This is a genomic window from Allobosea sp. 2KB_26, assembly GCF_052115715.1.
Lineage (GTDB): Bacteria > Pseudomonadota > Alphaproteobacteria > Rhizobiales > Beijerinckiaceae > Allobosea.
Map to the genome: position 1 here is coordinate 215,842 of NZ_JBFRHE010000005.1, position 24,301 is coordinate 240,142.

The window sequence follows — 24,301 nt, forward strand, 5'->3', positions numbered from 1 at the left end:
ATGACGCGCCTTGCGGCGCGCTTCACACCCCGCCCTTCACACCGGCCGGCGGCTTGCTGTCGGCCGGCACGAAGAAGTCCGGCATCAGCGGCACCGAAGGGTCGACGCGGTAAGCTGAGAAGTCGGTGACGCCCTCGCCAGCCATGAAGCTGTCGTCGATCAGGAAATTGCCGGAGAACTGCCGCGACGATTTCAGGAAGATCATATGCGCGGCATCGGCCAGGATCTCGGGCGTGCGGCTCGCCTGCACCATCTTGTCGCCGCCGAGCAGATTCTGGACGGCCGCGGTCGCGATCGTCGTGCGAGGCCAGAGCGCGTTGACCGCGATGCCCTTCGGAGCGAGTTCGCCGGCCAGGCCCAGTACGCACAGGCTCATGCCGTATTTCGCGATGGAATAGGCGAGATGTGGCGCGAACCAGTGCGTCTTCATGTCGAGCGGCGGCGAGAGCATCAGGATATGCGGGTTCTCCGCCTTCTCCAGATGCGGAATCGCATATTTCGAGACCATGAAGGTGCCGCGCGTATTGATCTGGTGCATCAGATCGAAGCGCTTCATATCGGTCATCTGCGTGTTGGTCAGATTGATCGCGCTGGCATTGTTCACGACGATGTCGATGCCGCCGAAGGTCGCCGCCGTCTTGGCAATGGCGTCCGCGACGCCAGCCTCATCGCGCACATCGACCATCAGCGGCAGGCATTTGCCACCAGCGGCCTCGATCTCGGCGGCAGCGGTATGGATCGTGCCCGGCAGCTTCGGGTGCGGCTCGGCCGTCTTCGCGGCAATGGTGACATTGGCGCCGTCGCGTGCCGCCTTGAGCGCGATCGCGAGCCCGATGCCGCGCGAGCCCCCGGTGATGAAGAGCGTCTTGTTCTTGAGCGACATGGTCTCTCTCCCTCTCAATCTGGAATGGTGAAACGGGCCGGCTGAGTGCCGTCCTGATCGGTGAAGCCATAGGCTCGTGCGAGATCGGCAACGCGCAGCACGCTCCCGCCGTGGCGGCTGACATCGGGATCGAGAGCAAGCGCGACAACGGCCCGGCCGGCATAGAGCGGCGTCTCCGTCGTCTCGGCCGCCATGCCGGCATCCTGCACGCGCTCGGTCAGGACATGGCCGGGCGAGAGGCCGAGCGCGGTCACACCGTAGGGCCTAAGCTCCTGCGCCATGGCGAAGGTCAGCCGGTTCATCGCCGCCTTGGCGAGATCGTAGACGACATCTCCGAGATAGCCTGCGCCAGTATCGAACCCCACGGTGACGATCAGCCCCTTGCGCATCTGGACCATGGCCGGCGCGACGGCCTTCGCCAGCAGGAGCTGCGCATAAACGCCGCTCTCGAAGCCCTGTCCCAGTCGCGCCGCCGGGCGGCGCCAGAACGGCGTGCCGAAGGCCGATCCGTCGGGATATCTGTCGCCGTCATAGCCCTCATTGCCACCCCAGACGGCATCGACGACGCAATCGAGCCGGCCGAAGCGACGCAGGGCCCAGGAGACGAGCTGATCGACCTCGCGCTCCTGCGTATGGTCGCACCGATAGGGATGCCCTTTGCCACCCGCGGCTTCGACTTCGCGCGCGGTGTCTTCGAACGTCTCCGGCCGCTGGTCAGTGCGGGGGCCGGCCTCGCTGGAGCGGCCGCTGACGATGACGGTTGCGCCGGCTTCGCCGAGCGCGCGGGCGATGCCACGCCCCAGACCGCGAGAAGCGCCTGCAACGAGGCAGATGCGGTTGGCGAGCGGCGCTGCCGCAAGGTCGGCGTCAATCACCACCGGAGCGACAATTCCGGTGGCGCAGATGCCGGCATTCCTCTAGAGGAACCGTCCCCCGAATCGGGAGAGCCGGAATGGACAGCGCAGACGTCGCCGCCTGCTGGGAGGCCAATGCCGAAACCTGGACGCGCCATGCGCGCGCCGGGTACGACCTGTACCGTGATGCCCAGAATACACCGGCCTTCATGGCCAACCTTCCCTCCGTCGCCGGGCTCGAGGGGCTCGATATCGGCTGCGGCGAAGGCGCCAATACGCGCCGCATTGCCCAGGCCGGCGCCCGGATGACCGGCATCGATATCGCGCCGACCTTCATTCGGCATGCGCGGGAAGCGGAAGAGGCCGCTCCGCTCGGCATCTCCTACCAGCTTGCCGACGGCATGGATCTGCCCTTCGCCGATGGCAGCTTCGATTTCGCGACCGCCTTCATGTCCCTGATGGACATGCCGCGGCAGGATCTCGTCCTGGCTGAAGCGGAACGTGTCCTGCGGCCCGGCGGCTTCCTGCAATTCTCGATCCTGCACCCCTGCTTCGCTACGCCGTTCCGCCGGGTGCTGCGCGACGAGAACAGGACCGTGCTCGGGATTGAGGTGCGCGAGTATTTCCGTGCCACCAATGGCGAGATCGAGACCTGGCGCTTCGGAGCTGCGCCCGAGCATGAGAAGGCCAAGGTCGAGCCATTCAAGGTGCCGCGCTTCCACCGTACGTTGAGCGAATGGGTCAATCTCCTCATCGCCGCGGGCGTTGCCATCGAGCATATGCACGAGCCGACTGTCGACGCGGAAACCGCGGCGCGCGAGCCCTATCTCGCGGATACCCGCGTCGCGCCGCTGTTCCTGCACATGCGCGTGCGCAAGGCCGGCTGAGGCGCACGGCGCCCCGTTCACGCGGCGAAGACCATGTCGGCCTCGGTCACGGCGCCAGCGCCTTCCGTCACGGCGAGTTCCAGCCCCGGGGCCTCGACGGCGCCGTGCTCGGCAAAGAAGCGGGCCGTCGCCACGGCTGCGGCGCCGCTCTCCTCGGTGCGCATGGCGAGCGCCTTCTTCGCCAGCCCGGTTCCACCCTGCGCCAGGGCGAAGAGCTTGAGATAGGGCGTCGCCCCGGCGAGCACCTCGGCGGGTTTCGCCCCCATGGTCGCGAGCATCCATTCGGTTGCACGCTCCAGCGCATCGACTGCGCTCTTCAGCCGATCGGCGGTGCGGCCGAAGCCGGGCGTGTTGGCCGTCGCCACCTCGCCCACCACGCCGCGCATCTCGGCGATCAGCGCCCTGACGGCATCGCCGCCGGACAGAGGCAGCTTGCGCTGCACGAGGTCGATAGCCTGGATGCCGTTGGTCCCCTCGTAGATCGTGGCGATGCGGGCATCGCGCAGATGCTGCGCCGCTCCTGTCTCCTCGACATAGCCCATGCCGCCATGGATCTGGATGCCCGTCGAGGCGACTTCGACGCCGATATCGGTCGCATAGGCCTTCGCCACCGGCGTCAGGATCGCGGTTCGCTCGGCGGCCTGCTTGCGCTTGCCGATATCGGTCTCGCGATGTGAACGATCCAGCGCTTCCGCGACCATGTAGGAAATCGCACGCGCCGCCTGCGTCTTGGCCCGCATCTCCATCAGCATGCGGCGAATGTCGGGATGCACGATGATCGGGCTCATCGGCGCGCCCTTCGGCGCATCGAGTGCCGCGCCCTGCTTGCGTTCATGCGCGAAGGCGAGCGCCTGCTGATACGCCCGCTCGGCGATGGCAACGCCCTGGAGCGCCACATTCAACCGGGCGTTGTTCATCATCGTGAACATGCAGGCGAGGCCGCGATTCTCCTCGCCGATCAGCCAGCCGATCGCGCCGCCATTGTCGCCATAGGCCATCGAACAGGTCGGAGAGGCATGGATGCCGAGCTTGTGCTCGATGCCGGAGCAACGCAGGTCGTTATGGGCGCCGAGCGTTCCATCTGCGTTGACGAGGTATTTCGGCACGAGGAAAAGCGAGATGCCGCGTGTGCCGGGAGGCGCATCGGGCAGCCGGGCAAGGACGAGATGCACGATATTCTCGGTCATGTCGTGCTCGCCATAGGTGATGAAGATCTTCTGGCCGGTGATGCGATAGGTGCCGTCCCCGGCGCGCTCGGCCTTCGAGCGCAGCGCGTTGAGGTCGGAGCCGGCCTGCGGTTCGGTGAGGTTCATCGTGCCCATCCATTCGCCGGAGACGAGCTTGGCGAGATAGGTCTCCTTCAGCTCCGCCGAACCATGGGCATGCAGCGCCTCGATCGCGCCGACGGTGAGCAGCGGGCCAAGCGCGAAGGCGAAGGCGGCGGAATTCCACATCTCGGTGCAGGCCGACTGCACCAGCGCCGGCAGGCCCTGCCCGCCATAGGCTTCCGGGGCCGGCAGCGCGTTCCAGCCAGCCTCGGCCCAGGCCTTGTAGGCCTCCTTCCAGCCGGGCGGCGTGGTTACCGCTCCATCCCTCAGCGTCGAACCGACCTTGTCGCCGACCATGTTGAGCGGCGCGATCACATCGCCCGCGAATTTTGCAGCTTCCCCGAGGATCGCCTCGGTCATGCCGCCGTCGAGCTCGGGAGCCAGGCCATCGGCAACAAGCCGGTCCAGCCCTGCCACATGACGCATGGTGGCGACGATGTCCTCGACCGGGGCGCGATAGCTCATGGCCTTCTCCCTGAATGCCTTGCCTGCCTGGCAATGTGCCGGCGCAAGGTCCGCTGCCGTCGTTATGCGTTGACGGCGATGTTAGCGACGAACTATCCCCTTCGCCACGCGCCAGCCTCACGACTTTCCGCCATACGCACGGCCGCGCAACACAGTTTATATATGAACCATTCCAGGTCAACGGGCTCCGGGATACGTCCGACCCGCATTCTGCATGCCGATGCCGAAGGCATAGCCGAGGCCGCGCGCCTGCTGCGCGCCGGCGGCCTCGTCGCGCTGCCGACGGAGACCGTCTATGGCTTGGCGGCCGATGCGACATCCGGCCAGGCGGTCGCCGGCATCTATGCTGCAAAGGAGCGGCCGAGCTTCAATCCGCTGATCTCGCATCTGCCGAGCGTCGAGGCAGCACGGCGCGAAGGCCTGTTCGATGCCAATGCGCTGGCACTGGCAAAGGCCTTCTGGCCCGGGCCCTTGACGCTGGTGGTTCCGGCCTCGCCCTCTTGCCAGGTCAGCGAACTGGCACGCGCCGGGCTTGCCTCCGTCGCGTTGCGCGTGCCGTCGCATCCGCTTGCCCATGCCATTCTCGAAGCGGCAGGACGCCCGATCGCCGCGCCCTCCGCCAATCGCTCAGGCCGGGTCAGCGCCACCAGTGCGGAGCATGTGCTGGCCGATCTCAATGGCCGGATCGATGCCGTGGTCGACGCCGGGCCAGCCGAGGTCGGTGTCGAGTCGACGATCATCGCCTGCCTCGATGGGGCACCCAGACTGCTTCGGCCCGGCGGTGTCTCCAGCGCCGCGATCGAGGGGGTGATCGGCCGCCCGCTGGTGCTCGCTGGCGAGGCCGGTGCCGCACCGATTTCGCCGGGGCTGCTCGCCTCGCATTACGCTCCCGCTGCCGCGGTACGGCTGGAGGCGGAGGCGCCGCGCGCAGGTGAGGCCTGGCTCGGCTTCGGACCGGACCCGGCGGGGTTCGTCGCGCCCGAGATTTCGCTCAATCTGAGCCCGGGCGGCGATCTTGCGGAAGCTGCAGCCAATCTCTTCGGCTACATGCGCCAGCTCGATGCGCGGGGGCCAAGAGCGATCGCGATCGCATCGGTGCCCGCGCACGGCCTCGGCGAAGCCATCAACGACCGGCTGAGGCGCGCAGCCGCACCGCGCTGAAGCCCGCAAACAGCGCCTTGCAATTGCGCAAGATATCGCGATGCTGCCGCCGCAACCGGAGCCTGCGTCGATGAAGTCCAATCTCGCCTGGGATGATTTCAGGCTGGTCAAGGCGATCGCCGATCACGGCGGGCTGACGGGTGCGGCGACTGCTCTCGGGGTCAATCATTCCACCGTGTTCCGTCGGCTCGGGCAGATCGAGGAACAGCTCGGCCTGCCGCTCTTCGAACGCCACAAGACGGGCTATGTCGCGACCTGCGCCGGCGAGGAGATGGCCGTCCTGGCGAGCCGCATGGAGGAGGACGTCACCGCCTTCGACCGCCGCCTGGCCGGGCGTGATGTCGCCCCGTCCGGCGAGGTCCGCGTGACCACGACCGATACGCTCTTCCTCAACATGCTGCTGCCGATCTTCGCGGCGTTTCGCAAGGCACATCCCGCGATCCGGCTGGATGTCGCCATCGGCTACCAGACGCTCAATCTCTCGAAGCGCGACGCCGATGTCGCGATCCGGGCCAGTGATTCGCCTGGCGAAACCCTGGTCGGGCGCCGGCTCGCGACGCTGAACTGGGCGATCTATGGCCGCAGCGAGGACGGGCTCACCTCGGAGGAAACCGCCAACCCTGCAGCTCTCTTCGAACGGGACTGGGTCACGCTCGGCGACCAGCTCGGCTATGTGAAGGCGGCACGCCATGTCCGCGACCATGTCGCCCCCGAGCGGATCGCGCTCAAATGCTCGGCCGTGCTCGGCCTCACCGAAGCCGTCGAGCAGGGGATCGGCATCGGCCCCCTGCCCTGTTTCATCGCCGATCAGCGCCCCAGCCTGACGCGCCTGACGGCGCCCAATCCGGACTTCTCGACGGGCCTGTGGATCCTGACCCATCCCGATATCCGGAACGCTCCGCGGGTGCGCGCCTTCATGGATTTTTGCGGGAACGAACTCGCGAAGCACCGCGGCCTGATCGAAGGGACGGGGTGAGACTTGGATCGCAGGACGTTCTGCCGGACACCCGGCGATCGATCTCTTCAAGCAGCATCGGATTTCTCCGAAAAGCGATTTCCCCTTTTTTCGGTCGCAGGCTCTAGCCCACCTCGACCACCACGCGCCCCCGTACCTTGCCCTCGACGATCGCCTTGCCGGTCTCGATCACGCTTTCCAGCGGGATGGTCGAGGTCATGGCGGCAAGCTTGTCGCGGTCGAGATCGGACGCCAGCCGCGCCCAGGCCTCGAGTCGGCGCGGCTTCGGGCACATCACCGAATCGACTCCGAGCAGCGAGACGCCGCGCAGGATGAAGGGCGCAACCGAAGCCGGCAGGTCCATGCCCTGGGCCAGGCCGCAGGCGGCGACGGCGCCGCCATACCGGGTCATCGCCAGCAGATTGGCGAGCGTATGCGAGCCGACCGCATCGACGCCTGCAATCCAGCGCTCCTTGGCCAGCGGCTTGCCGGGGTTGGAGAGCTCATTGCGGTCGATGATCTCGGCTGCGCCGAGGTCCTTCAGGTAGTCGGCTTCCTCGGCGCGGCCGGTCGAGGCGATGACATGCCAGCCAGCCTTCGCCAAAAGTGCGATCGCGACCGAGCCAACGCCTCCGGCGGCGCCGGTGACCACGACCGGGCCATCAGCCGGTTTCAGCCCATGCTTCTCTAGCGCCAGCACGCAAAGCATCGCGGTATAGCCCGCCGTACCGATCGCCATCGCGTCGGCCGGGGTCATGCCGGCGGGCAGCGGCACCAGCCAGTCGCCCTTGACCCGGCTCTTCTGGGCATAGGCGCCAAGATGGGTCTCGCCCGTGCCCCAGCCATCGAGGATGACGAGATCGCCCGGCTTGAAATCGGGATGGCTGGAGGTCTCGACCCGGCCGGAGAAATCGATCCCGGGAATCATCGGCCAGCGCCGGATCACCGGCGCCTTGCCGGTGATTGCGAGCCCGTCCTTGTAGTTCACCGTCGAATGCGTGACGCGGACGGTGACGTCGCCCTCCATCAGATCGGCTTCGGCGAAATCCGTGAAGGCGAGGTTCGGGCCGATTTCGCCCTTCGTCGCGACGAGCGCCTTGAAGCTGGACATGCATCACTCCTGTCGTGCCAACTGGTCACGACAGGAGTGGAACGAGCCCGGCCAATCCGCAAGGCGCAAGCATGTGCGCCTTTGCCTCGACCCGATCAGGCGGGCTGCGGCACCGCGCGCGTCACCGGCTTCTCGACGATCGGCAGGTTGATCAGCGCGGAGGCGACACCCAGAGCGACCGAAAGCCACCAGACGATCTCGTAGGAGCCGGTCCGCTCATAGAGGATGCCGCCGAGCAGCACGCCGAGGAAGCCGCCGACCTGATGCGAGAAGAAGGCGAAGCCGTAGAGCATCGCCATGTATTTCGTGCCGAACATCAGCATGACCAGCGAGGAGGTCGGCGGCACGGTCGAAAGCCAGAACAGGCCGATCACGACGCCGAAGGCCAGCGCGGTGGCCGGGCTGGCGGGCAGCAGGATGAAGGCGGCGATGGCAACCGCACGCCCCAGATAGATCCAGGCCAGCAAATGGCGCTTGGGCATGCGGGAGGTCAGCCAGCCGGAGCCCAAGGAGCCCGCGGCATTGGCGAGGCCGATCACGGCAAGCGTCCAGCCGCCGACCCAGGCCGGCATCCCGGCATCCTTGAGATAGGCCGGCATATGCGCGGTGATGAAGGCAAGCTGGAAGCCGCAGGTGAAGAAGCCGAGCACGAGCAGAACATAGCTGCGGTGCTTGAAGGCCTCCGTCAGCGCCTGCGTGACGCTCTGGTTCGGCAGGTTGACGGCCGAAGCAACCTGCTGCCTGGCGTCTCCAGTCTTGCGCGTTCCCAGCATGATGGCGAGCGGCATCACCAGCAGCACCGAGCCGGCGAAGACGACAAGCGCCTGATGCCAGCCGATCTGCTCGATCATGATGTTGCCGATCGGCGGGAACAGGAACTGGCCAAAGGAGCCGGCCGCGGTGCCGGCACCGAACGCCATCGGGCGCCATTGCTCCGGCAGCAGCTTGCCGAAAGCGGCCAGCACGAGATTGAACGAGCAGGCCGAAAGGCCGAAGCCGATCAGCACGCCGGCGCCGAGATGCATCGTCATCGGCGTCGTGGCATAGGCCATGACGACCAGGCCGGCGGCATAGAGCAGTGCACCGAAGCACAGCACGCGCACCGTGCCGAACCGGTCGGCCACGGCGCCGGCAAAGGGAGCGCCGAGGCCCCAGAGCAGGTTCTGCAGGGCAATGGCGATACTGAACGTGTCGCGCCCCCAGCCGAATTCCAGCGTCATCGGGATCTGGAACAGACCGGCGCTGGCGCGGGGGCCGAAGGTGATCAGCGCGATCAGACAGCCGGCAGCGACGACGATTTCGGGCGCATAGCTGCGCCGAGTGGCCGCACTCATTGGGAGCTCCGACGATAGGACAGAAAGACGGCAAGCTTGAACGTGTGGTTGCACGTTATCGTTTCGTCCCGCGCCGCAACAACGTCTTTTCGTGAAATTCCACATCACGGCCGCACATGGAACGCGGGTCGCCGAAGAGCGCGTGCCCGAGCACCGCATTAACCGGCTCTCAACCCTACCGGATGGATAACGGGATCGTCGAAAAGCGCGCCCTTGGCTGCGTGGCCGACCCCCGGTGTTGTCAAGGCGGGCAGAGCGTTGAGTCAGTTGCGGTTACGGCGTCGCACGAGGCGAATCAGAGCGCTGGGTCTGAAATGGGCCCTGGCGACGGTTGCGCCCTGGGCGCTGTCCGTCGGGCTGCTGGTTTCCTTCACCGCATCCGCCGGGCAAAATCACGACGGCGATACGCTTCCCTATTCCCTCGTCCGGCGCGCGGCGCCCTCGCCCGATTCCGTGCTCGAGGAAGGCCCTTCGATGCTGGTTGCGGCCAGTGCCTTCCGCCTGCCCGGCCTCACGCTGTCGTCCTCGATCCAGCAGGCTCATCTCTCCTTCGACGACCCCGAACGGCGTATCGCCATCGATCCGCGCCAGCCGCGCGAGGACATGAAGCGCACGGCAAGCGCCTTCCCCGAGGTCGACCGCAGCGCCAAGGGCGACCTGCTGCCTGGCCTGCGCCCAGGCCTGACCCTCACCCCGCGGCCGCGCGAACTCGAACGCGTCGTCTTCGGAGACAACCAGCCGGGCCTGATCTCGGGCGGCTTTGCGCTCGACGCCGTGCGCGAAGGCGAGAGCGCAGACGGTCCGCAAATGGGCTTCGAGCCCTATGCCAATGACGAGGGGCTGACCGACCCGGCCCTTTCGGATTCCTCGCCGAGTTCGCCGAAGCCGATCATCACCTCGCCGCGCGAGGCCGAACTGCAGCTGGAGAGCATCGACGGCTCGACCCCCGCGGTTCCGCAGTTTTCGGCACAGTTCTCGTCGACCCCAGCCGTGAACTACAGCGTCGCCACGATCGCGCGGACGACGCCCCCGGCTGTTGCCGCCGCACGGCCCGCCGCCATCGGCAAGGCGTCCGCCCCCGCAACCAGCGTCGCGCGCAAGAGCGATCCGGGCCCCAAGCAGATCTATACTGGGCTGATCCTGCCGGAAAACATGGCGCGCGAGCAGCGCTGCCTCGCGGAGGCCGTCTATTTCGAGGCTCGTTCGGAATCCGAGGAAGGCCGGGCTGCGGTCGCGCAGGTCGTGCTCAACCGGGTGAAGAGCGGGCTTTATCCAGATACGGTCTGCGGCGTGGTCTACCAGAACCGCAACCGCTACCTCGCCTGCCAGTTCACATTCGCCTGCGAGGGCAAGTCGCTGCGCATCACCGAACCCGAACCGTGGCGCGCCTCCGTGCGCATCGCGCGCGAGGTCTATGAGGGCACGACCTATCTCGCGGATGTCGGCGCCTCCACCCATTACCACGCCGACTATGTCCGGCCCTACTGGGCCAAGAAGCTGAAGAAAATGGACGTGATCGGCCGGCACGTCTTCTATCAGCTGAGGCCGGGGCAGACCTAGGCTATCCTGAATTCTTAACAGTAGATCCAAACCTAAGACAGATTGAATACTGGATCCTCTCGCAAGAGCGGACATGCACGGGCGGCTCGACTCAAGTAACCCGGCAGGGTCCTGACTTCCAGGAGCGCGGCCGCGTTGTGTCCGGCTGAGAAAGCCCCCACATGCAGGACGCCCATGAATGTCGTCCTGCCAGCTTGATCCGGCCCTTCGCCTGGAGTTGTTCTATGATGCCCGTGTCTCAGAATCGCGCGTGAATTGAATGCAGCTTCAGTCCCTCATTACCTGCCCGCATTGCCGACATGTTGCGGCCGAGACGATGCCGACCGACGCCTGCCAGTTCTTCTACGAATGCAAGGGATGCGGCGCGTTGCTCAGGCCGAAACAGGGCGATTGCTGCGTGTTCTGTTCCTATGGCTCGGTTCCCTGCCCGCCCATTCAGGCAGCAGCGGGCGGAAAATCCGACGGCGCGTCCTGCTGCGCCTCTGCGGGCACGAACAGAACCTGACATAAGCTCAGGCGCGCAGCCGAAGGCCGACCCCAATCTCCGGTGCGCCATGCGCGAGACTTTTCCTGCCCCGTCGATGCCTGACCGCGACTGGTGGGCGGTGCTGTGGCCGTCGCCCGGCGATATCCTGCGGCAGATCGGCATCGAGCCCGAGATGACCGTGCTCGATCTATGCTGCGGCGACGGATACTTCACCGCGCCGCTCGCCAGGCTCGTCGACGGACGCGTCCATGCTCTCGATCTCGATCCGGCGATGATCGAACTGGCCAAGACTGAAATCGCCCGCAATGCCACATCAGTCCTGCAATGGCATTGCGCCGACGCCCGTGAGATCGCCACGCTTCTGCGTGAGCGCGTCGACTACGTCTTGATGGCGAACACCTTTCACGGCGTGCCGGACCAATCTGAGCTCGCTCGCGCCATGCGCGCGGTGCTGCGGCCGCATGGCCTGCTCGGAATCGTGAACTGGCATCGTCATCCGCGGGAGGAGACAACCGTGCTCGGCCTGCCTCGCGGGCCCAGGTCCGAGACCAGGATGTCCCCCGAGGAGGTTCGCGCTGTCGTCGAGCCGGCAGGCTTCCGCTGCGTAGGGCTCGTCGACCTGCCGCCTTTTCATTACGGCGCAGTATTCGAGGCCTTGCCGGGCGCCGCGGATCATGGTTAATTTTACCTTGTTTTCGCGTTTACCTTGCGTTCATCACTGCCGGCTGGCTTTCTGCCTCCAACACGGCGGCGCCAGGACGCCGCCGGGGAGTTCGGAGTCAGACATGCGAGGCAAGGTATTTTCCGCTTCCGCATTGGCCGCTTCGGTGGCTGCGGCCGCGCTGCTGCTCGGCGCCCAGGGCGCCCAGGCTGGCGGTGGCTGCTATGGCTCCGCCTGCTACACGCTGCAGCAGTCGCCCCCGGTCTATGGCACGATCAACGAGACCTTTGTCGCGCGCCCGGCGCAGACTCAATCGCGCATCATCCCGGCCGAATATGAATACGTCACCGAGCAGGTGATGGTGCATCCGCAGCGGGTCATCCCGCGCTATCGCCCGGCCCAGTACAGCACGGTGGCCGAACAGGTCCTGATTTCACCGGCGGGGCGTCGCTGGGAGGTGAGCCGCGATCTCTATGGCAACGTCACCGGCTGCTGGGTCGATGTTCCCGCGCGCTACGGCATCCAGCAGCGCACGGTCGAGATCAGCCCGGCGAGTACCGATTACGAGACGCTGCCCGCGGTCTATGGCCAGCGTCAGCGCAAGGTGATGGTGCGCCAGACGCAGGTCGTGCACGAGACGATCCCCGCTCTCTACGAAACCCGCCAGCGCCAGGTGCTGGTGAGTCCTGGCTCGCAATACTGGGCGCGCGGCCGTTATTGAGTTCACGCCTACCGAGAGTTTAGACGCAGACCCTTTTTTACCACGGAAACGACCTTACGCCCCGGCTTCGGCCGGGGCTTTTTTTCATGCGATCTCGATATCGAGCCCGAGGTCGAGCACGCTGGCGGAATGGGTCAGGGCGCCCACCGAGATCATGTCGACGCCGGTCGCCGCGATCGCCGCGACGGTGTCGAGCGTGATGCCGCCGGAGGCCTCGACCTTCATGCGGCCGCCGACCATGGCAACGCCCCTGGTCAGATCGGCAACGGACATGTTGTCGAGCATGACGATGTCGGCGCCCTCGGCGAGGACCTCCTCGAGCTGGGCAAGGGTGTCGACCTCGATCTCGATCTTGACGAAGTTGCCGGCCTGGCGCTTGGCCGCCTGTAATGCGGGGCGAATGCCGCCGGCGACGGCGACATGATTGTCCTTGATCAGGATGGCGTCATCGAGCCCATAGCGATGGTTGCCGGCGCCGCCGCAGCGAACGGCGTATTTCTCGAACGCGCGCAGGCCCGGCGTGGTCTTGCGGGTGTCGACGATCATCGCCTTCGTGCCCGCGGCCTTGGCCACATAGGCCGCCGCCAGCGTGGCGATGCCGGAGAGCCGGCCCATGAAATTCAAGGCGACACGCTCCGCCGAGAGGACGGAGCGGGCCTCCCCCTCGATGCGCGCCACAATGGCGCCAGGTTCGAGCCTGTCGCCATCCGACATAGCGGCCTCGAAGCGAACCGATGGGTCGTATTGCCGGAAGGTCTCGCGGGCGAAGGGCAGACCGGCAACGATGCCGCTCTTGCGCGCGGCGATCACCGCGCTGGCCCGCTTGCCGGCAGGAATCGTCGCAAGGGTGGTGATGTCACCGGCCCGGCCGAGATCCTCGATCAGAGCGGCACGCACCGCTTCGGTGATGAGCAGGGGATTGAGGACGGCTTGGCTCACGTCGGGCTCCGTATCAGGACAGGGCGCGGCGCGCGGCAGGCGGCGCCGATAGGACCAGCTTGCTGCGCGTCGCGAGCGCCGCACTGGCTTGCGGGAAATCGCTGCGCCAATGGCCGCCACGGCTCTCGCGCCGGGCAAGTGCGGCTGCAACGATGATGAGGGCGGCGCTCGCCATGTTGACGAGCGTCGAACTGTCCGCAGCTTCGGCGATGGCCTGGAGCTGACGCGACGCGGCAAGCAGCCCTGGCCCGTCACGCACCACGCCTGCCCTTTCCGACATGATCGCTCGCAAGCGCTTGATCGCGCGCTGGTCCGCAGCCGTCGGCAGGCAGGCTGCCGTACCGCTCATGCGGACCGGCTTCCCCCTGGTTTTCATCACCAACGGGCGGGCCTTCAGGTACTCGGCGACACGCGCGCCGAAGACCACGGCCTCCAGAAGGGAATTCGAGGCGAGCCGGTTGGCACCATGCAGGCCAGTGCTGGCCACTTCACCGGCGGCATAGAGGCCGGGAAGCGTCGTGCAGCCATGAGCGTCAGTCGCGACTCCACCCATGTGGTAATGCTCGGCCGGCGCCACCGGCATGAGCTCGGTCGCTGGATCGATGCCCGCCTTGCGGCAAGCGGCGGTGACGGCGGGAAACCGCTCGGCAAACTCAACACCGATCGCCGCCCTTGCATCGAGGAAGGCGCCACGCCCGGCCGCGATCTCGGCAAAGACGGCGCGCGCCACGATATCGCGTGGGGCGAGCTCGGCGTCCTTGTGGGCAGCCAGCATGAAACGCTCGCCGGCGGCATTGACGAGAATGCCGCCGTCGCCCCGGATCGCTTCGGTCGCGAGCGGGGCCGGATCGAGCCCGAGCGCCAGCGCGGTCGGGTGGAACTGCACGAACTCCGCATCGGCAATCGTCGCGCCGGCACGTGCCGCCATGGCCAGTCCTTCGCCACGCGCCTCCGCCGGGTTCGTGGTCAGCGCGTAGAGATGGCCGATACCTCCCGTGGCCAGCACGGTCGCGACGGCATGAAACCGCGTCGCCTCGCGCGCCGCCCCGTGCTCGCCGCGCGCCAGCACCCCCGTGCAGGCGCCATCGGTAAGAAGCAGGTCCTCGGCAATGAACCCTTCCCGCACGGTGATCGAAGGCGTCTGCCGCACCGTCGCAATCAGTGCCTGCATGATCGCGGCGCCGGCACCATCGCCGCCGACGCGGACGACACGATGCTCCGAATGCGCGGCCTCGCGCGACTGTACGAGCCGCCCGGCAAGATCGCGATCGAAGGGGACGCCATAGGACAGAAGATCGTGGACGCGTTCGGCGGCCTCATTGGCAACCATGTGCGCGACGGCCTCGTCGACGATGCCGGCACCAGCCGCGATCGTATCGGCAGCGTGCTTTGCCGCCGTGTCGCCCTCCGACATCGCAGCGGCGATGCCGCCTTGCGCCCAGCTCGACGAAGAGCCCTCGCCGAGCGGGCGTGGCGCCAGCACCGTGCAGGGCAGCGGCGCCAGTTTCAGGGCCGTGAACAGCCCCGCCAGCCCGCCGCCGACGATGAGGATATGCGCTTGGATGTCAGGCATGAGGGCCAATCCGCCGCCAGGGCCCCTCCCCCTCAAGGGAGAGGCATGCAGGCTTTACATCGTCAGGTTGACCATGCGCTCGACCGAGCGCCGGGCCTTTTCGGCCATAGCCGGATCGATCACCACCTCGTGCTGCATATAGACCAGCGACTCGAGGATCTTGGGCAAGGTGATGCGCTTCATATGCGGGCAGAGATTGCAGGGCCGCACGAATTCGACGCCCTTCGTCTCGGCTGCGACATTGTCCGCCATCGAGCATTCGGTGACGAGCAGGACGCGGCCCGGCAACTCATTCTTGACCCAGTCGATCATGCCCTTGGTCGAACCGGCGTAATCGGCAACGGCGACGACCTCCGGCGGGCATTCCGGATGGGCGACGATCTTGATGCTCGGATCGGCCTCGCGGTAGCGGACGAGTTCTTCGGCGGTGAAGCGCTCGTGCACCTCGCAGGCGCCGGCCCAGGAGATGATCTTCACCCTGGTCTGCGCCGCGACATTCTTCGCCAGATACTGGTCGGGCACGAAAATGACTTCCGGCACGCCCAGGCTCTCGACCACCTGCACCGCGTTCGACGAGGTGCAGCAGATATCGACCTCCGCCTTCACATCCGCCGAGGTGTTGACGTAGGCGACGACCGGACGGCCGGGATAGCGCTCGCGCAGCAGGCGGATATCGGCGCCCGTAATCGATGAGGCCAGCGAACAGCCAGCCTTCATGTCCGGCATCAGCACGATCTTCTCGGGGCTGAGCAGCTTCGAGGTCTCGGCCATGAAATGCACGCCACCCTGCACGATGACCTCTGCCTTGGTCTTCGAGGCCACCTTGGCGAGCTGCAAGGAGTCGCCGACGATGTCGGAGACACAATGGAAGATTTCCGGCGTCATGTAATTATGGCCGAGGATGACCGCATTGCGGACCTGCTTCAGCTCGTTGATCGCCTTGATCGTCGGCGCGAAGAAGGGCCATTCGACCGCCGGAATGACGGCCTTGACCTTCTCGTAGAGATGCGCGGTCGCAGCCTCGACCTCGGGGGTCCAGGTCAGATCTGGCATCGGCAGTGGCCGGAAGCGCGGATCGTCCCTGCGGCGCGCGACAGTGACCGGGGCGGCAGCGTTGTCGGCCTCGAAGCCCCGAGACTTTTCCAAGCCCAAAGACATGGCATCCTCCTCATCCCTGCGATGCCGGAGCTCCGCCCCGGGTCGCCGCCGGCCTGTTGCTAGCCAGCTATGCTCGTTTTGAGCATAAGGATATTAGCACGTCTCCCCGATGCTGACCAGCACTCGGCATCCCGCGCCAGCGCGCGGTCCTTCATGTGTTGAGGGAATATGTCAGGCAGTCAGGCGATGCCGCCGGTGACCAGCGCCAAGACGCCAAGACCGAGCACGAAGGCCAGGATACGGGCAGGCATCCCGACAAGGGCGCCGGGAGGGCGGCCCGTCACGAAACCAAAGACGACTTCGATGAGGCCGAGCCCGATCAGGACGAACAGATAGCGCGGGAAAGCTGCCGATCCCGCCAGCCATCCAATGTGAGCCGCGAGTGCGACAAGACTTCCCAGGCCTGCGCCTGCAGCGAGGAAGAGCAGTTCAACCCGGCTGAAGCGCATGCTGTGGCTCAACGCCGACGGAAGTTCTGATTGCGCGGCGGCCCGCCCGGAGCCGGTCCCGCCGTCTTCTGACGGAAGTTGATGCGGCCGCGATCAAGATCATAAGGCGACATCTCGACGACGACCCGGTCTCCGGCGATCGTGCGGATGCGGTTCTTCTTCATCTTGCCGGCCGCGTAGGCCAGGATCACATGGTCATTGTCGAGCTTCACCCGATAGTTTCCATCGGGCAGCACCTCGACCACCGTGCCGTCGAACTCGAGAAGTTCTTCTTTCGCCATTCCTTGGTCCTTCTTCTGCGCCTTGGGCGGACGACCGGATCAGAGGGATCCGCCGGCCCGATCGTCCCCTGGCTATCCGCGCGTCAGTTCGCGCGGCGCCGGGCGCCGCCATTGCGACGTTGCTCTGTTCTTTGCTGCAAGAACGCGACGCCGCCAAGTCCTTCCTTGCCGGCAACGCTGTCTTTTCGCGCCGAAGGCGCCTCAGCGCGCTGCGGCGGACGGTCATTGCGAGGAGTCTCGCTACGCTGACCACCGGCATGCTGGGGCTTGCCCGCCTGCTGCGGCTTCGCGCCCTGGCGCTGGCCCTGCGGCCGGCCATGATCGCGCCCGCCACCGGAGCCCTGGCCATTGCGGCCGCGGCCCTGGTTCTGCGGCGGCTTCTTCGGCGTGCGGCCATCCCAGTGCGGCACCTCGCCGACCGGGGTCAGCGAAACGCGAGTGAGCTTTTCGATCGCCGCCAGATCGCCGCGCTCTTCCGGGGTGCAGAAGGCAATGGCGACGCCGGTGGCGCCGGCGCGCGCCGTGCGGCCGATGCGGTGGACATAGGTTTCCGCCACGTTCGGCAGGTCGAAATTGACGACATGGCTGACGCCGTCGACATCGATGCCGCGCGCCGCGATATCGGTCGCGACCAGAATGCGCAGTTCGCCCTCACGGAAAGCGCCGAGAGCGCGCTCGCGCTGACCCTGGCTCTTGTTGCCGTGGATGGCAGCCGACTTGATGCCGGACTGCTCGAGCTGGCGAACGACCTTGTCCGCACCATGCTTGGTGCGCGTGAACACGATCGCGCGCTCCATCTCCGGCACGCCGAGCGTCTTCGCCAGCAAAGCCGGCTTTTGGCCGGGATCGGTGAAGATCACGCGCTGCTCGACCTTCTCGGCAGTCGTGGCAACCGGCGTCACCGCGACCTCGACCGGATTGGTCAGATAGGCCGAGGCGATCTCGCGGATCTGCTTCGGCATGGTCGCCGAGAACAGAAGCGTCTGGCGCTTGGCCGGGATCAGCGTCGCGATGCGGCGCAGAGCATGGATGAAGCCGAGATCAAGCATCTGATCGGCCTCGTCGAGCACCAGGAACTCGATCTCGCGCAGCGAGACTGCGCGCTGGTCGACAAGATCAAGCAGACGGCCGGGCGTGGCGACGAGGATGTCGACGGTCTGGCCGAGCGCTCGGATCTGCTTGCCGACGGGCACGCCACCGAAGATCACGGCCGATTTGACCGTGGTGAACTGGGCGTAGGTGCGGATGCTGGTCTCGATCTGCGCCGCGAGCTCACGCGTCGGGCTCAGGATGAGTGCGCGCACCGAGCGCGGCTGCATGCGCCGGGGGTTGTTCAGCAACCGGTGCAGCATCGGCAACGAGAAGGCGGCCGTCTTGCCCGTGCCCGTCTGGGCCGCGCCGAACAGATCCTTGCCTTCGAGAATAGGGGGAATGGCCTGCGCCTGGATGGGCGTCGGCTTGGAATAACCTTCAGCCGCGAGCGCCTTGAGAAGCTGCTCGGCGAGGCCGAGGTCTGTAAATTGTGTCAAAACAGGTCTTTCTGAAGCCGAAACGCAAGGGGCGCATGTGGAAACCGGCTGCGCCACCGAATGGGTTCGGCATTGAAGTACGTCATTTCCGTCCGGCGAACCGCTAGCCACTGCGCCGAAAGGTATTGTTGTAAGGGTATCGGTAGAGAGAGAGCCGGGAGAGTGCGGACACCCTCCCGGTCAGTATTCAGCCTCAGGCGACGACGAGGTTGCCGGCCGAGGACTTGCCGGTCTTGCGATCGGCGATCAGCTCGAAGGAGACGACCTGACCATCGCGCAGCTCGCGCAGGCCAGCACGCTCGACAGCGCTGATGTGGACGAAAACGTCCTGGCCGCCGGCCTCAGGGGTGATGAAGCCATAGCCCTTGGTGGTGTTGAACCACTTCACGGTGCCCTTGTTCATAGGGGTAGTCCTTACGTTTCAGATCCGCGTTCGTATGTGGAAGACACGACTTGACGCGCGGACGCCTCGCCGTGGCCTTGATAACGATGTGTGGTGGATCTGAATCGTGCCCGCCGACCGGGGAAATCCCGCGCGGAGGATTGGCCAGAACCCGGCCGCATCTCGTCTTACATGGGCGGCACTAGCATAAATTGCAATGCGGGTCCAGCGCAGCGCCCTGATGAGTGCCGGGCCGCCCTCCCCGGTCCCCGCGCCAGGCGCGAGCATCGAGGAAGGCGCCCAGCCGAGTCCCGCTCTGCGTCGAGACTGCATCCCTCGCCCCGTCGCATGAACGTCTTCGCGGCCGTGCCGACAGAATAACCTCACTGTGCGAAGTTGATCGATACACCGAACTCTTTGTCGATCTGGTTCTCGAACGGGGGCTGCTTGCTTGCGACTCGGAATGGATGGCCTGCCGACCCGATCCACGCGTGCACCGCTGCCATTTTCACGCGACGGATGGTCCGGCCTGAGGCGTCCCCTTCGGTCAGTCGATCTCGCCAAGAAGTCGGACGAGGCCGCCAAGATCTGGCAGACGACGATAGCGCTGCTCTGCGACCGGCTCCTCGGCATGTTCGAGCACCCAGGTCAGTTCATGCGGTACATGCACAGCCCAGGCCCCCGCCTGCAGCGCCGGAACGATGTCCGACTTCAGCGAGTTGCCGACCATCATCGCATGTCTCGGCCCGTCACCGTGACGCGCGAAGATGCGTTCATAGGTCGTGACATTCTTGTCGCTGACGATCTCGACCGCCTGGAAGAAATCGCCGAGTCCGGACTGGGCGAGCTTGCGTTCCTGATCGAAGAGATCACCCTTGGTGATGAGAACCAGCCGGTAATCGGAGGCCAGCGCCTCCAGTGTTTCCTGTGCGCCCGGAAGCGTCTCGACCGGATGCGCCAGCATCTCCCGCCCGGCGGCAAGGATCTCGGCGATGACGGAAGCTGGAACATTGCCGCCGGTGATCTCGATCGCAGTCTCGATCATCGAGAGCGTGAAGCCCTTGATGCCAAATCCGTAGAAGCCGAGATTGCGACGCTCGGCGTCCAGCAGTCTGCCAGAGATCTCGGCCGCTTCGCCGTGCTCGCCGAGGAGCGTGACGAAACGCTCCTCCGTCAGCCGGAAGAACTGCTCGTTCTGCCAGAGCGTGTCATCGGCATCGAAGCCGATCGTGGTGAGCGCGCGAGACGGCACGGTTCAGCCCTTCAACTCGGACACGAAGCGGTCGAGCTCGGCATTGAAGCGCTCCGCATCCTCGAAATAGACGGAATGGCCGGTTTCGGGAATGCTGACGAAGCGGCCCTGCGCGGCATGGGCAGCGACCGCCTCAACGCCACAAGGCGGGACGACGAGGTCGTCGGCGCCTGAAAGGAACAAGACGGGACAATCGAGTGCGGCGAGGTCGGCCGGCGGGCGGTTGCGCGCCTGCCAGATACGTTGCCGAACCAGGGCCTTGTCCAGGCCCGCATTGATGCGGTCGATCGATTTGTAGAGTTCGTAGAGCGCCGGCAGGCGTTTCGCGAAAGCTTCGCCGCAGGCGGGGTGGATGCCGCTCTTGGCCCAGCGCGGCAGAGTATCGTCGACCCGCCGTTGCCAGGCCGCGAGTTCGCTCGAGATATTCCTTCCGGCCTTGCCGAAATCGAGCGTGCCGGTGGTGCAAGCCATGACGAGCCCGCTCACCCGACCGGGGTTCGCCAGCGCATAATCCACACAACTCCAGCCGCCCATCGATTGCGCGACCAGGACCGGTCGCTCCAGCGACAAATATGTGATCAGCGCGGCGAGGTCGCCGGCATAATCTGCCGGGTCAGGGCCGCCGGCCACCGGCTCGGACGGTGCGAAACCGCGATGAGCGAAGGTGACGCAGCTGTGCCGCGGGCTGAAATGAGCGACCTGCTGCCACCAGGACAGATGATTGCCGCCCAACCCATGAGCGAAGACGATAGGCGGGCCGGAACCGGTGACCTCGTAGTAGAGCTTGCCGAAGGGGCGGGAGAGCTGGCCGATACGCGTTTGCATGGAGCGAAACTAGACCGGCAGCCGTTCTGGCGCCAATGCAGGATGATCGGTCTCGGGCCGAGCATGGCGCAGGCCCGAGACAGGTCAGGAGATGATCGGCTCGAGGCCGACCATCAGGATTTGGCTGCTCAGGCGTCCTTGGCCTTGATCGCGCCCAGTGCGGCTTGCGCCGCGGCCAGGCGTGCGATCGGCACCCGGAAGGGCGAGCAGGAGACATAATCGAGACCGATGCTCTCGCAGAAGCCGATCGAGGCCGGATCGCCGCCGTGCTCGCCGCAAATGCCCAGCTTGATCCGCGGGCGGCTCCGGCGACCGCGCTCGACCGCGAGCTTGACGAGTTCGCCGACGCCCTCCTGGTCGATGGTGACGAAGGGGTCGAATTCCAGAATACCCTTGGCGGTGTAGGAGCCGAGGAAGGAACCGGCATCGTCGCGGCTGATTCCGAGTGTGGTCTGGGTCAGGTCATTGGTGCCGAAGGAGAAGAACTCGGCGCTGCGGGCGATCTCCTCGGCGCGCAGGGCGGCGCGTGGCAGCTCGATCATCGTGCCGACCTGGTAGGTCAACTCGGTCTTGCTCTCGCTGATCACGGCTTTGGCCATGGCGTCGATGCGGGCCTTGACGAGGTCGAATTCGGCGACGCCCATCACCAGCGGCACCATCACCTCCGGGATAACCGGCTTGCCGGTTTCGCGTGCCGAGATCACGGCAGCCTCGAAGATGGCGCGGGCCTGCATCTCGGCGATTTCGGGATAGGCCACCGCCAGCCTGCAGCCGCGGAATCCGAGCATCGGGTTGAACTCGTGCAGCTCGGCCGCCCGGCGCCGGAGCACGTCCGGGGTCACCGCCATGGCGCGCGCCACCTCGGCGACCTCCTCCTCGGTATGCGGCAAGAACTCGTGCAGTGGCGGATCGAGCAGGCGGATCGTGACCGGCAACCCCTGCATGATGGTGAAGAGCTCGACGAAATCCTGCCGCTGCATCGGCAGGAGCTTGGCCAACGCGTCGCGCCGTCCCTTGTCGTCGCTGGCGAGGATCATCTCCCGCATCGGCAGGATGCGATCCTCGTCGAAGAACATGTGCTCGGTGCGGCAGAGCCCAATGCCCTCGGCGCCGAAATCGCGCGCAGCGCGGGCATCGCGCGGCGTCTCGGCATTGGCGCGGACCTTGAGGCGGCGAACCTTGTCGGCCCAGCCCATCAGAATGCCGAAATCTCCCGAGAGCTCCGGCTGCTGCATCTTGACCTCGCCAAGCAGAACCTGGCCGAGGGTGCCGTCAATCGTGATGAAATCGCCGGCCCGCAATGTGGTCGGCCCCACCGTCATCGTGCCCTTGGCATAGTCGACCCGGATCTGGCCGGCGCCGGAGACGCAGGGCTTGCCCATCCCGCGCGCCACGACCGCCGCATGCGAGGTCATGCCGCCACGCGTGGTCAAGATGCCTTCGGCGGCATGCATGCCGTGGATATCCTCCGGGCTGGTCTCGACCCGGACCAGGATGACCTTGCGGCCCGTCTTCCTGGCAGCCTCGGCATCGTCTGAATTGAAGACGATCTCGCCGGCCGCCGCGCCGGGCGAGGCCGGCAGACCGGTCGTCAGCACGCGGCGCTCGGCCTTGGGATCGATCGCAGGGTGCAGGAGCTGTTCGAGAGCGCCGGGCTCGACGCGGCCGACCGCCTCTTCCTCGCCGATCAATCCCTCCTGCGCCAGATCGACCGCGATCCTGAGCGCGGCCTTGGCGGTACGCTTGCCGGACCGGGTCTGCAGCATCCAGAGCTTGCCCTCCTGGATGGTGAATTCCATGTCCTGCATGTCGCGATAATGCTTCTCGAGGATGCCATAGATCCGGCAGAGCTCGGCATAGGCCGCGGGCATCGCCTTCTCCATGGAAGGCTTGTCGGAGCCGGCGGCCTGGCGCGCCACCTCGGTGATGTCCTGCGGAGTGCGGATGCCGGCAACGACATCCTCGCCCTGCGCGTTGATCAGGAATTCGCCATAGAGGGCGTTCTCGCCGGTCGAGGGATTGCGGGTGAAGGCGACGCCGGTGGCCGAGGTCTCGCCCATATTGCCGAAGACCATCGACTGGACATTGACGGCCGTGCCCCAGGAGGCAGGGATATTGTTGAGCTCGCGATATTTGATCGCGCGGGCATTCATCCAGGACGAGAACACGGCGCCGACAGCGCCCCAGAGCTGCTCTTGCGGCTCCTGCGGGAACTCGGCACCGAGCGCCTTCTTCACGATGTCCTTGTAACGACCGACCAGCACCTTCCAGTCATCGGCCGAGAGATCAGTGTCGAGATGCAGGCCCTTGCGCTCCTTGTAGTCTTCGAGCGCCTCCTCGAAATGGCCGTGGTCGACGTCGAGCACGACATTCGAATACATGGTGATGAAGCGGCGATAGCTGTCCCAGGCGAAGCGGGCGTCGCCCGAAGCCTTCGCCACGGCCTCGACGGTGACGTCGTTGAGGCCGAGATTGAGGACGGTGTCCATCATGCCGGGCATCGAGGCGCGGGCGCCCGAGCGCACGGACACGAGAAGCGGATTGGCGGGATCGCCGAAGATCTTGCCGGTGAGACGGCCCATCTCGGCAAGCGCAACCTTCACCTGCCCGGCAAGATCGGCCGGGAAATTCTTGCCGTTATCGTAATAATGGGTGCAGACCTCGGTGGTGATCGTAAAGCCGGGCGGAACCGGCAAGCCCAGATTGCTCATCTCGGCGAGGTTAGCACCCTTGCCGCCGAGCAGGTTCTTCATGCCCGCTTCGCCCTCGGCCTTGCCGTCGCCGAAGGTGTAGACCCACTTCCCACCAGCCATCACAACTACCTCTTCATCCAGCCGGGCTCAGCAACGCGCCGGCGATCCAAAAGTTTCATGCGAAGCGCCGCCGGCAGAGACAGCCGGGGCAGCAGGGACCGGCGAGGTCATGCCGAAAAGCGCATGAACAATCAATGAGCGAGGCTGCAGCAGGATTGCTGCAGATCTGCGACGCTCCTCAGCCACGCGAAGGGTTGCGCGCCGCGCGCGGCCAGCGCAACGGCCAATTGACGATGCGTTCGGGCAGGTCGTCCTCATCCACGTCATCTTCACTGGCGAAGACCCGGCCGCGCACGGAGACTCCGGCCGCAACGACCGTCTCGGGGTCACCAGACACCAGCGGATGCCACCAGGGCAGGTCGCGCCCCTCCCCGACGAGACGATAGGCACAGGTCGGCGGCAGCCAGGGCAGCGTGCGAACGTCTTCCGGGGTCAGCGTCACGCAATCGGGAACGAGCGTCGAGCGATGGGTATAATCCTTGCAGCGGCATGTACCCGCATCGAACAATCGGCAGCCGATATCGGTGGCGTGGATGCGACCCGTATCGTCGTCCTCGAGCTTCACCAGGCAACAGCGTCCGCAACCGTCACAGAGCGATTCCCACTCCTGCGCGGTCATCTCGTCGAGCGTCTTGCTAAGCCAGAATGGCTCTGGCGGGATGAGTGCGTCCGTCATGAAGGCGCTTATGCGCC

23 protein-coding genes are annotated in these 24,301 nt (G+C 66.0%); 7 read left to right on the forward strand and 16 right to left on the reverse strand.

Annotated features, from left to right (window positions below):
* Nucleotides 1-22 precede the first annotated feature (22 nt).
* Complete coding sequence (locus AB4099_RS16830; protein WP_441478878.1) at nucleotides 23-883, reverse strand: SDR family oxidoreductase; 861 nt, start codon at nucleotides 881-883, stop codon at nucleotides 23-25.
* 14 nt (nucleotides 884-897) lie between these two features.
* Nucleotides 898-1,761 (reverse strand): SDR family NAD(P)-dependent oxidoreductase, encoded by an 864-nt coding sequence (locus tag AB4099_RS16835; RefSeq protein ID WP_441478879.1) that lies wholly within the window; start codon nucleotides 1,759-1,761, stop codon nucleotides 898-900.
* A gap of 74 nt (nucleotides 1,762-1,835) precedes the next feature.
* Here AB4099_RS16835 and AB4099_RS16840 point away from each other — a divergent pair, with 74 nt between their 5' ends.
* Entirely contained in the window at nucleotides 1,836-2,624 is a 789-nt protein-coding gene (locus AB4099_RS16840) for a class I SAM-dependent methyltransferase (RefSeq protein WP_441478880.1), read from the forward strand.
* A gap of 17 nt (nucleotides 2,625-2,641) precedes the next feature.
* Here the strand turns inward: AB4099_RS16840 and AB4099_RS16845 are convergent, their stop codons facing one another.
* A complete protein-coding gene (locus AB4099_RS16845) occupies nucleotides 2,642-4,417 on the reverse strand; it encodes an acyl-CoA dehydrogenase (RefSeq protein WP_441478881.1) in 1,776 nt (591 codons plus the stop codon).
* 162 nt (nucleotides 4,418-4,579) lie between these two features.
* On the opposite strand from AB4099_RS16845, the gene AB4099_RS16850 reads away from it, so the two are divergent.
* Nucleotides 4,580-5,578, forward strand: a complete 999-nt coding sequence (locus AB4099_RS16850) for an L-threonylcarbamoyladenylate synthase (RefSeq protein WP_441478882.1) — start codon at nucleotides 4,580-4,582, stop codon at nucleotides 5,576-5,578.
* A gap of 70 nt (nucleotides 5,579-5,648) precedes the next feature.
* A complete protein-coding gene (locus AB4099_RS16855) occupies nucleotides 5,649-6,554 on the forward strand; it encodes a LysR family transcriptional regulator (protein WP_441478883.1) in 906 nt (301 codons plus the stop codon).
* Between the two features lie 103 nt (nucleotides 6,555-6,657).
* Here AB4099_RS16855 and acuI read toward each other — a convergent pair whose 3' ends face one another.
* Both acuI and AB4099_RS16865 read right to left on the reverse strand, forming a co-directional pair.
* Complete coding sequence (gene acuI, locus AB4099_RS16860; protein ID WP_441478884.1) at nucleotides 6,658-7,644, reverse strand: acrylyl-CoA reductase (NADPH); 987 nt, start codon at nucleotides 7,642-7,644, stop codon at nucleotides 6,658-6,660.
* A 95-nt stretch (nucleotides 7,645-7,739) separates the two neighbouring features.
* The gene (locus AB4099_RS16865) at nucleotides 7,740-8,978 is read right to left on the reverse strand and encodes an MFS transporter (RefSeq protein ID WP_113515499.1); all 1,239 of its coding nucleotides are present in this window, start codon (nucleotides 8,976-8,978) and stop codon (nucleotides 7,740-7,742) included.
* A gap of 267 nt (nucleotides 8,979-9,245) precedes the next feature.
* Between AB4099_RS16865 and AB4099_RS16870 the strand changes: the two genes are divergently transcribed.
* The 4 genes from AB4099_RS16870 to AB4099_RS16885 all read left to right on the forward strand — a co-directional run bounded on the left by AB4099_RS16870 (nucleotide 9,246) and on the right by AB4099_RS16885 (nucleotide 12,407).
* Complete coding sequence (locus AB4099_RS16870) at nucleotides 9,246-10,538, forward strand: cell wall hydrolase (RefSeq protein WP_441478885.1); 1,293 nt, start codon at nucleotides 9,246-9,248, stop codon at nucleotides 10,536-10,538.
* Nucleotides 10,539-10,797: 259 nt separating this feature from the next.
* Entirely contained in the window at nucleotides 10,798-11,043 is a 246-nt protein-coding gene (locus AB4099_RS16875; protein ID WP_441478886.1) for a GDCCVxC domain-containing (seleno)protein, read from the forward strand.
* Between the two features lie 49 nt (nucleotides 11,044-11,092).
* A complete protein-coding gene (locus tag AB4099_RS16880; protein WP_441478887.1) occupies nucleotides 11,093-11,707 on the forward strand; it encodes a class I SAM-dependent methyltransferase in 615 nt (204 codons plus the stop codon).
* 103 nt (nucleotides 11,708-11,810) lie between these two features.
* A complete protein-coding gene (locus AB4099_RS16885) occupies nucleotides 11,811-12,407 on the forward strand; it encodes a hypothetical protein (protein ID WP_441478888.1) in 597 nt (198 codons plus the stop codon).
* Between the two features lie 84 nt (nucleotides 12,408-12,491).
* On the opposite strand, the gene nadC is transcribed toward AB4099_RS16885, so the two are convergent.
* From nadC to AB4099_RS16940, 11 genes are all read right to left on the reverse strand, one after another.
* Nucleotides 12,492-13,346 carry a carboxylating nicotinate-nucleotide diphosphorylase gene (gene nadC, locus AB4099_RS16890; RefSeq protein WP_113515495.1) on the reverse strand — a complete coding sequence of 285 codons (855 nt, stop codon included), beginning with the start codon at nucleotides 13,344-13,346 and terminating at the stop codon, nucleotides 12,492-12,494.
* 13 nt (nucleotides 13,347-13,359) lie between these two features.
* Complete coding sequence (locus tag AB4099_RS16895) at nucleotides 13,360-14,919, reverse strand: L-aspartate oxidase (RefSeq protein WP_441478889.1); 1,560 nt, start codon at nucleotides 14,917-14,919, stop codon at nucleotides 13,360-13,362.
* A 54-nt stretch (nucleotides 14,920-14,973) separates the two neighbouring features.
* Entirely contained in the window at nucleotides 14,974-16,077 is a 1,104-nt protein-coding gene (nadA, locus tag AB4099_RS16900) for a quinolinate synthase NadA (RefSeq protein WP_441478890.1), read from the reverse strand.
* Nucleotides 16,078-16,256: 179 nt separating this feature from the next.
* Complete coding sequence (locus tag AB4099_RS16905) at nucleotides 16,257-16,526, reverse strand: hypothetical protein (RefSeq protein ID WP_113515492.1); 270 nt, start codon at nucleotides 16,524-16,526, stop codon at nucleotides 16,257-16,259.
* 8 nt (nucleotides 16,527-16,534) lie between these two features.
* On the reverse strand, nucleotides 16,535-16,807 hold the full coding sequence (infA, locus tag AB4099_RS16910; protein WP_054207590.1) for a translation initiation factor IF-1: 273 nt from the start codon (nucleotides 16,805-16,807) through the stop codon (nucleotides 16,535-16,537).
* A gap of 83 nt (nucleotides 16,808-16,890) precedes the next feature.
* Nucleotides 16,891-18,336, reverse strand: a complete 1,446-nt coding sequence (locus tag AB4099_RS16915; protein ID WP_113515491.1) for a DEAD/DEAH box helicase — start codon at nucleotides 18,334-18,336, stop codon at nucleotides 16,891-16,893.
* Nucleotides 18,337-18,529: 193 nt separating this feature from the next.
* Nucleotides 18,530-18,739 carry a cold-shock protein gene (locus AB4099_RS16920; protein WP_043233725.1) on the reverse strand — a complete coding sequence of 70 codons (210 nt, stop codon included), beginning with the start codon at nucleotides 18,737-18,739 and terminating at the stop codon, nucleotides 18,530-18,532.
* Nucleotides 18,740-19,265: 526 nt separating this feature from the next.
* Nucleotides 19,266-19,970 carry an HAD-IA family hydrolase gene (locus AB4099_RS16925; RefSeq protein ID WP_441478891.1) on the reverse strand — a complete coding sequence of 235 codons (705 nt, stop codon included), beginning with the start codon at nucleotides 19,968-19,970 and terminating at the stop codon, nucleotides 19,266-19,268.
* Nucleotides 19,971-19,973: 3 nt separating this feature from the next.
* Nucleotides 19,974-20,795 (reverse strand): alpha/beta fold hydrolase, encoded by an 822-nt coding sequence (locus AB4099_RS16930; RefSeq protein WP_441478892.1) that lies wholly within the window; start codon nucleotides 20,793-20,795, stop codon nucleotides 19,974-19,976.
* A 128-nt stretch (nucleotides 20,796-20,923) separates the two neighbouring features.
* Nucleotides 20,924-23,608 carry a pyruvate, phosphate dikinase gene (gene ppdK / locus AB4099_RS16935; RefSeq protein ID WP_441478893.1) on the reverse strand — a complete coding sequence of 895 codons (2,685 nt, stop codon included), beginning with the start codon at nucleotides 23,606-23,608 and terminating at the stop codon, nucleotides 20,924-20,926.
* A gap of 178 nt (nucleotides 23,609-23,786) precedes the next feature.
* Entirely contained in the window at nucleotides 23,787-24,284 is a 498-nt protein-coding gene (locus tag AB4099_RS16940; RefSeq protein ID WP_113515487.1) for a YcgN family cysteine cluster protein, read from the reverse strand.
* Between the last annotated feature and the right edge of the window lie 17 nt (nucleotides 24,285-24,301).

Excerpts from the sequence above, each read along its gene's own strand:
- AB4099_RS16830 (WP_441478878.1), bottom strand. The coding sequence starts at position 883 with ATGTCGCTCAAGAACAAGACGCTCTTCATCACCGGGGGCTCGCGCGGC.
- AB4099_RS16840 (WP_441478880.1), top strand. The coding sequence starts at position 1,836 with ATGGACAGCGCAGACGTCGCCGCCTGCTGGGAGGCCAATGCCGAAACC.
- AB4099_RS16845 (WP_441478881.1), bottom strand. The coding sequence starts at position 4,417 with ATGAGCTATCGCGCCCCGGTCGAGGACATCGTCGCCACCATGCGTCAT.
- AB4099_RS16850 (WP_441478882.1), top strand. The coding sequence starts at position 4,580 with ATGAACCATTCCAGGTCAACGGGCTCCGGGATACGTCCGACCCGCATT.
- AB4099_RS16855 (WP_441478883.1), top strand. The coding sequence starts at position 5,649 with ATGAAGTCCAATCTCGCCTGGGATGATTTCAGGCTGGTCAAGGCGATC.
- acuI (WP_441478884.1), bottom strand. The coding sequence starts at position 7,644 with ATGTCCAGCTTCAAGGCGCTCGTCGCGACGAAGGGCGAAATCGGCCCG.
- AB4099_RS16865 (WP_113515499.1), bottom strand. The coding sequence starts at position 8,978 with ATGAGTGCGGCCACTCGGCGCAGCTATGCGCCCGAAATCGTCGTCGCT.
- AB4099_RS16875 (WP_441478886.1), top strand. The coding sequence starts at position 10,798 with ATGCAGCTTCAGTCCCTCATTACCTGCCCGCATTGCCGACATGTTGCG.
- AB4099_RS16880 (WP_441478887.1), top strand. The coding sequence starts at position 11,093 with ATGCGCGAGACTTTTCCTGCCCCGTCGATGCCTGACCGCGACTGGTGG.
- AB4099_RS16885 (WP_441478888.1), top strand. The coding sequence starts at position 11,811 with ATGCGAGGCAAGGTATTTTCCGCTTCCGCATTGGCCGCTTCGGTGGCT.
- AB4099_RS16895 (WP_441478889.1), bottom strand. The coding sequence starts at position 14,919 with ATGCCTGACATCCAAGCGCATATCCTCATCGTCGGCGGCGGGCTGGCG.
- nadA (WP_441478890.1), bottom strand. The coding sequence starts at position 16,077 with ATGTCTTTGGGCTTGGAAAAGTCTCGGGGCTTCGAGGCCGACAACGCT.
- AB4099_RS16905 (WP_113515492.1), bottom strand. The coding sequence starts at position 16,526 with ATGCGCTTCAGCCGGGTTGAACTGCTCTTCCTCGCTGCAGGCGCAGGC.
- infA (WP_054207590.1), bottom strand. The coding sequence starts at position 16,807 with ATGGCGAAAGAAGAACTTCTCGAGTTCGACGGCACGGTGGTCGAGGTG.
- AB4099_RS16920 (WP_043233725.1), bottom strand. The coding sequence starts at position 18,739 with ATGAACAAGGGCACCGTGAAGTGGTTCAACACCACCAAGGGCTATGGC.
- AB4099_RS16930 (WP_441478892.1), bottom strand. The coding sequence starts at position 20,795 with ATGCAAACGCGTATCGGCCAGCTCTCCCGCCCCTTCGGCAAGCTCTAC.
- ppdK (WP_441478893.1), bottom strand. The coding sequence starts at position 23,608 with ATGGCTGGTGGGAAGTGGGTCTACACCTTCGGCGACGGCAAGGCCGAG.
- AB4099_RS16940 (WP_113515487.1), bottom strand. The coding sequence starts at position 24,284 with ATGACGGACGCACTCATCCCGCCAGAGCCATTCTGGCTTAGCAAGACG.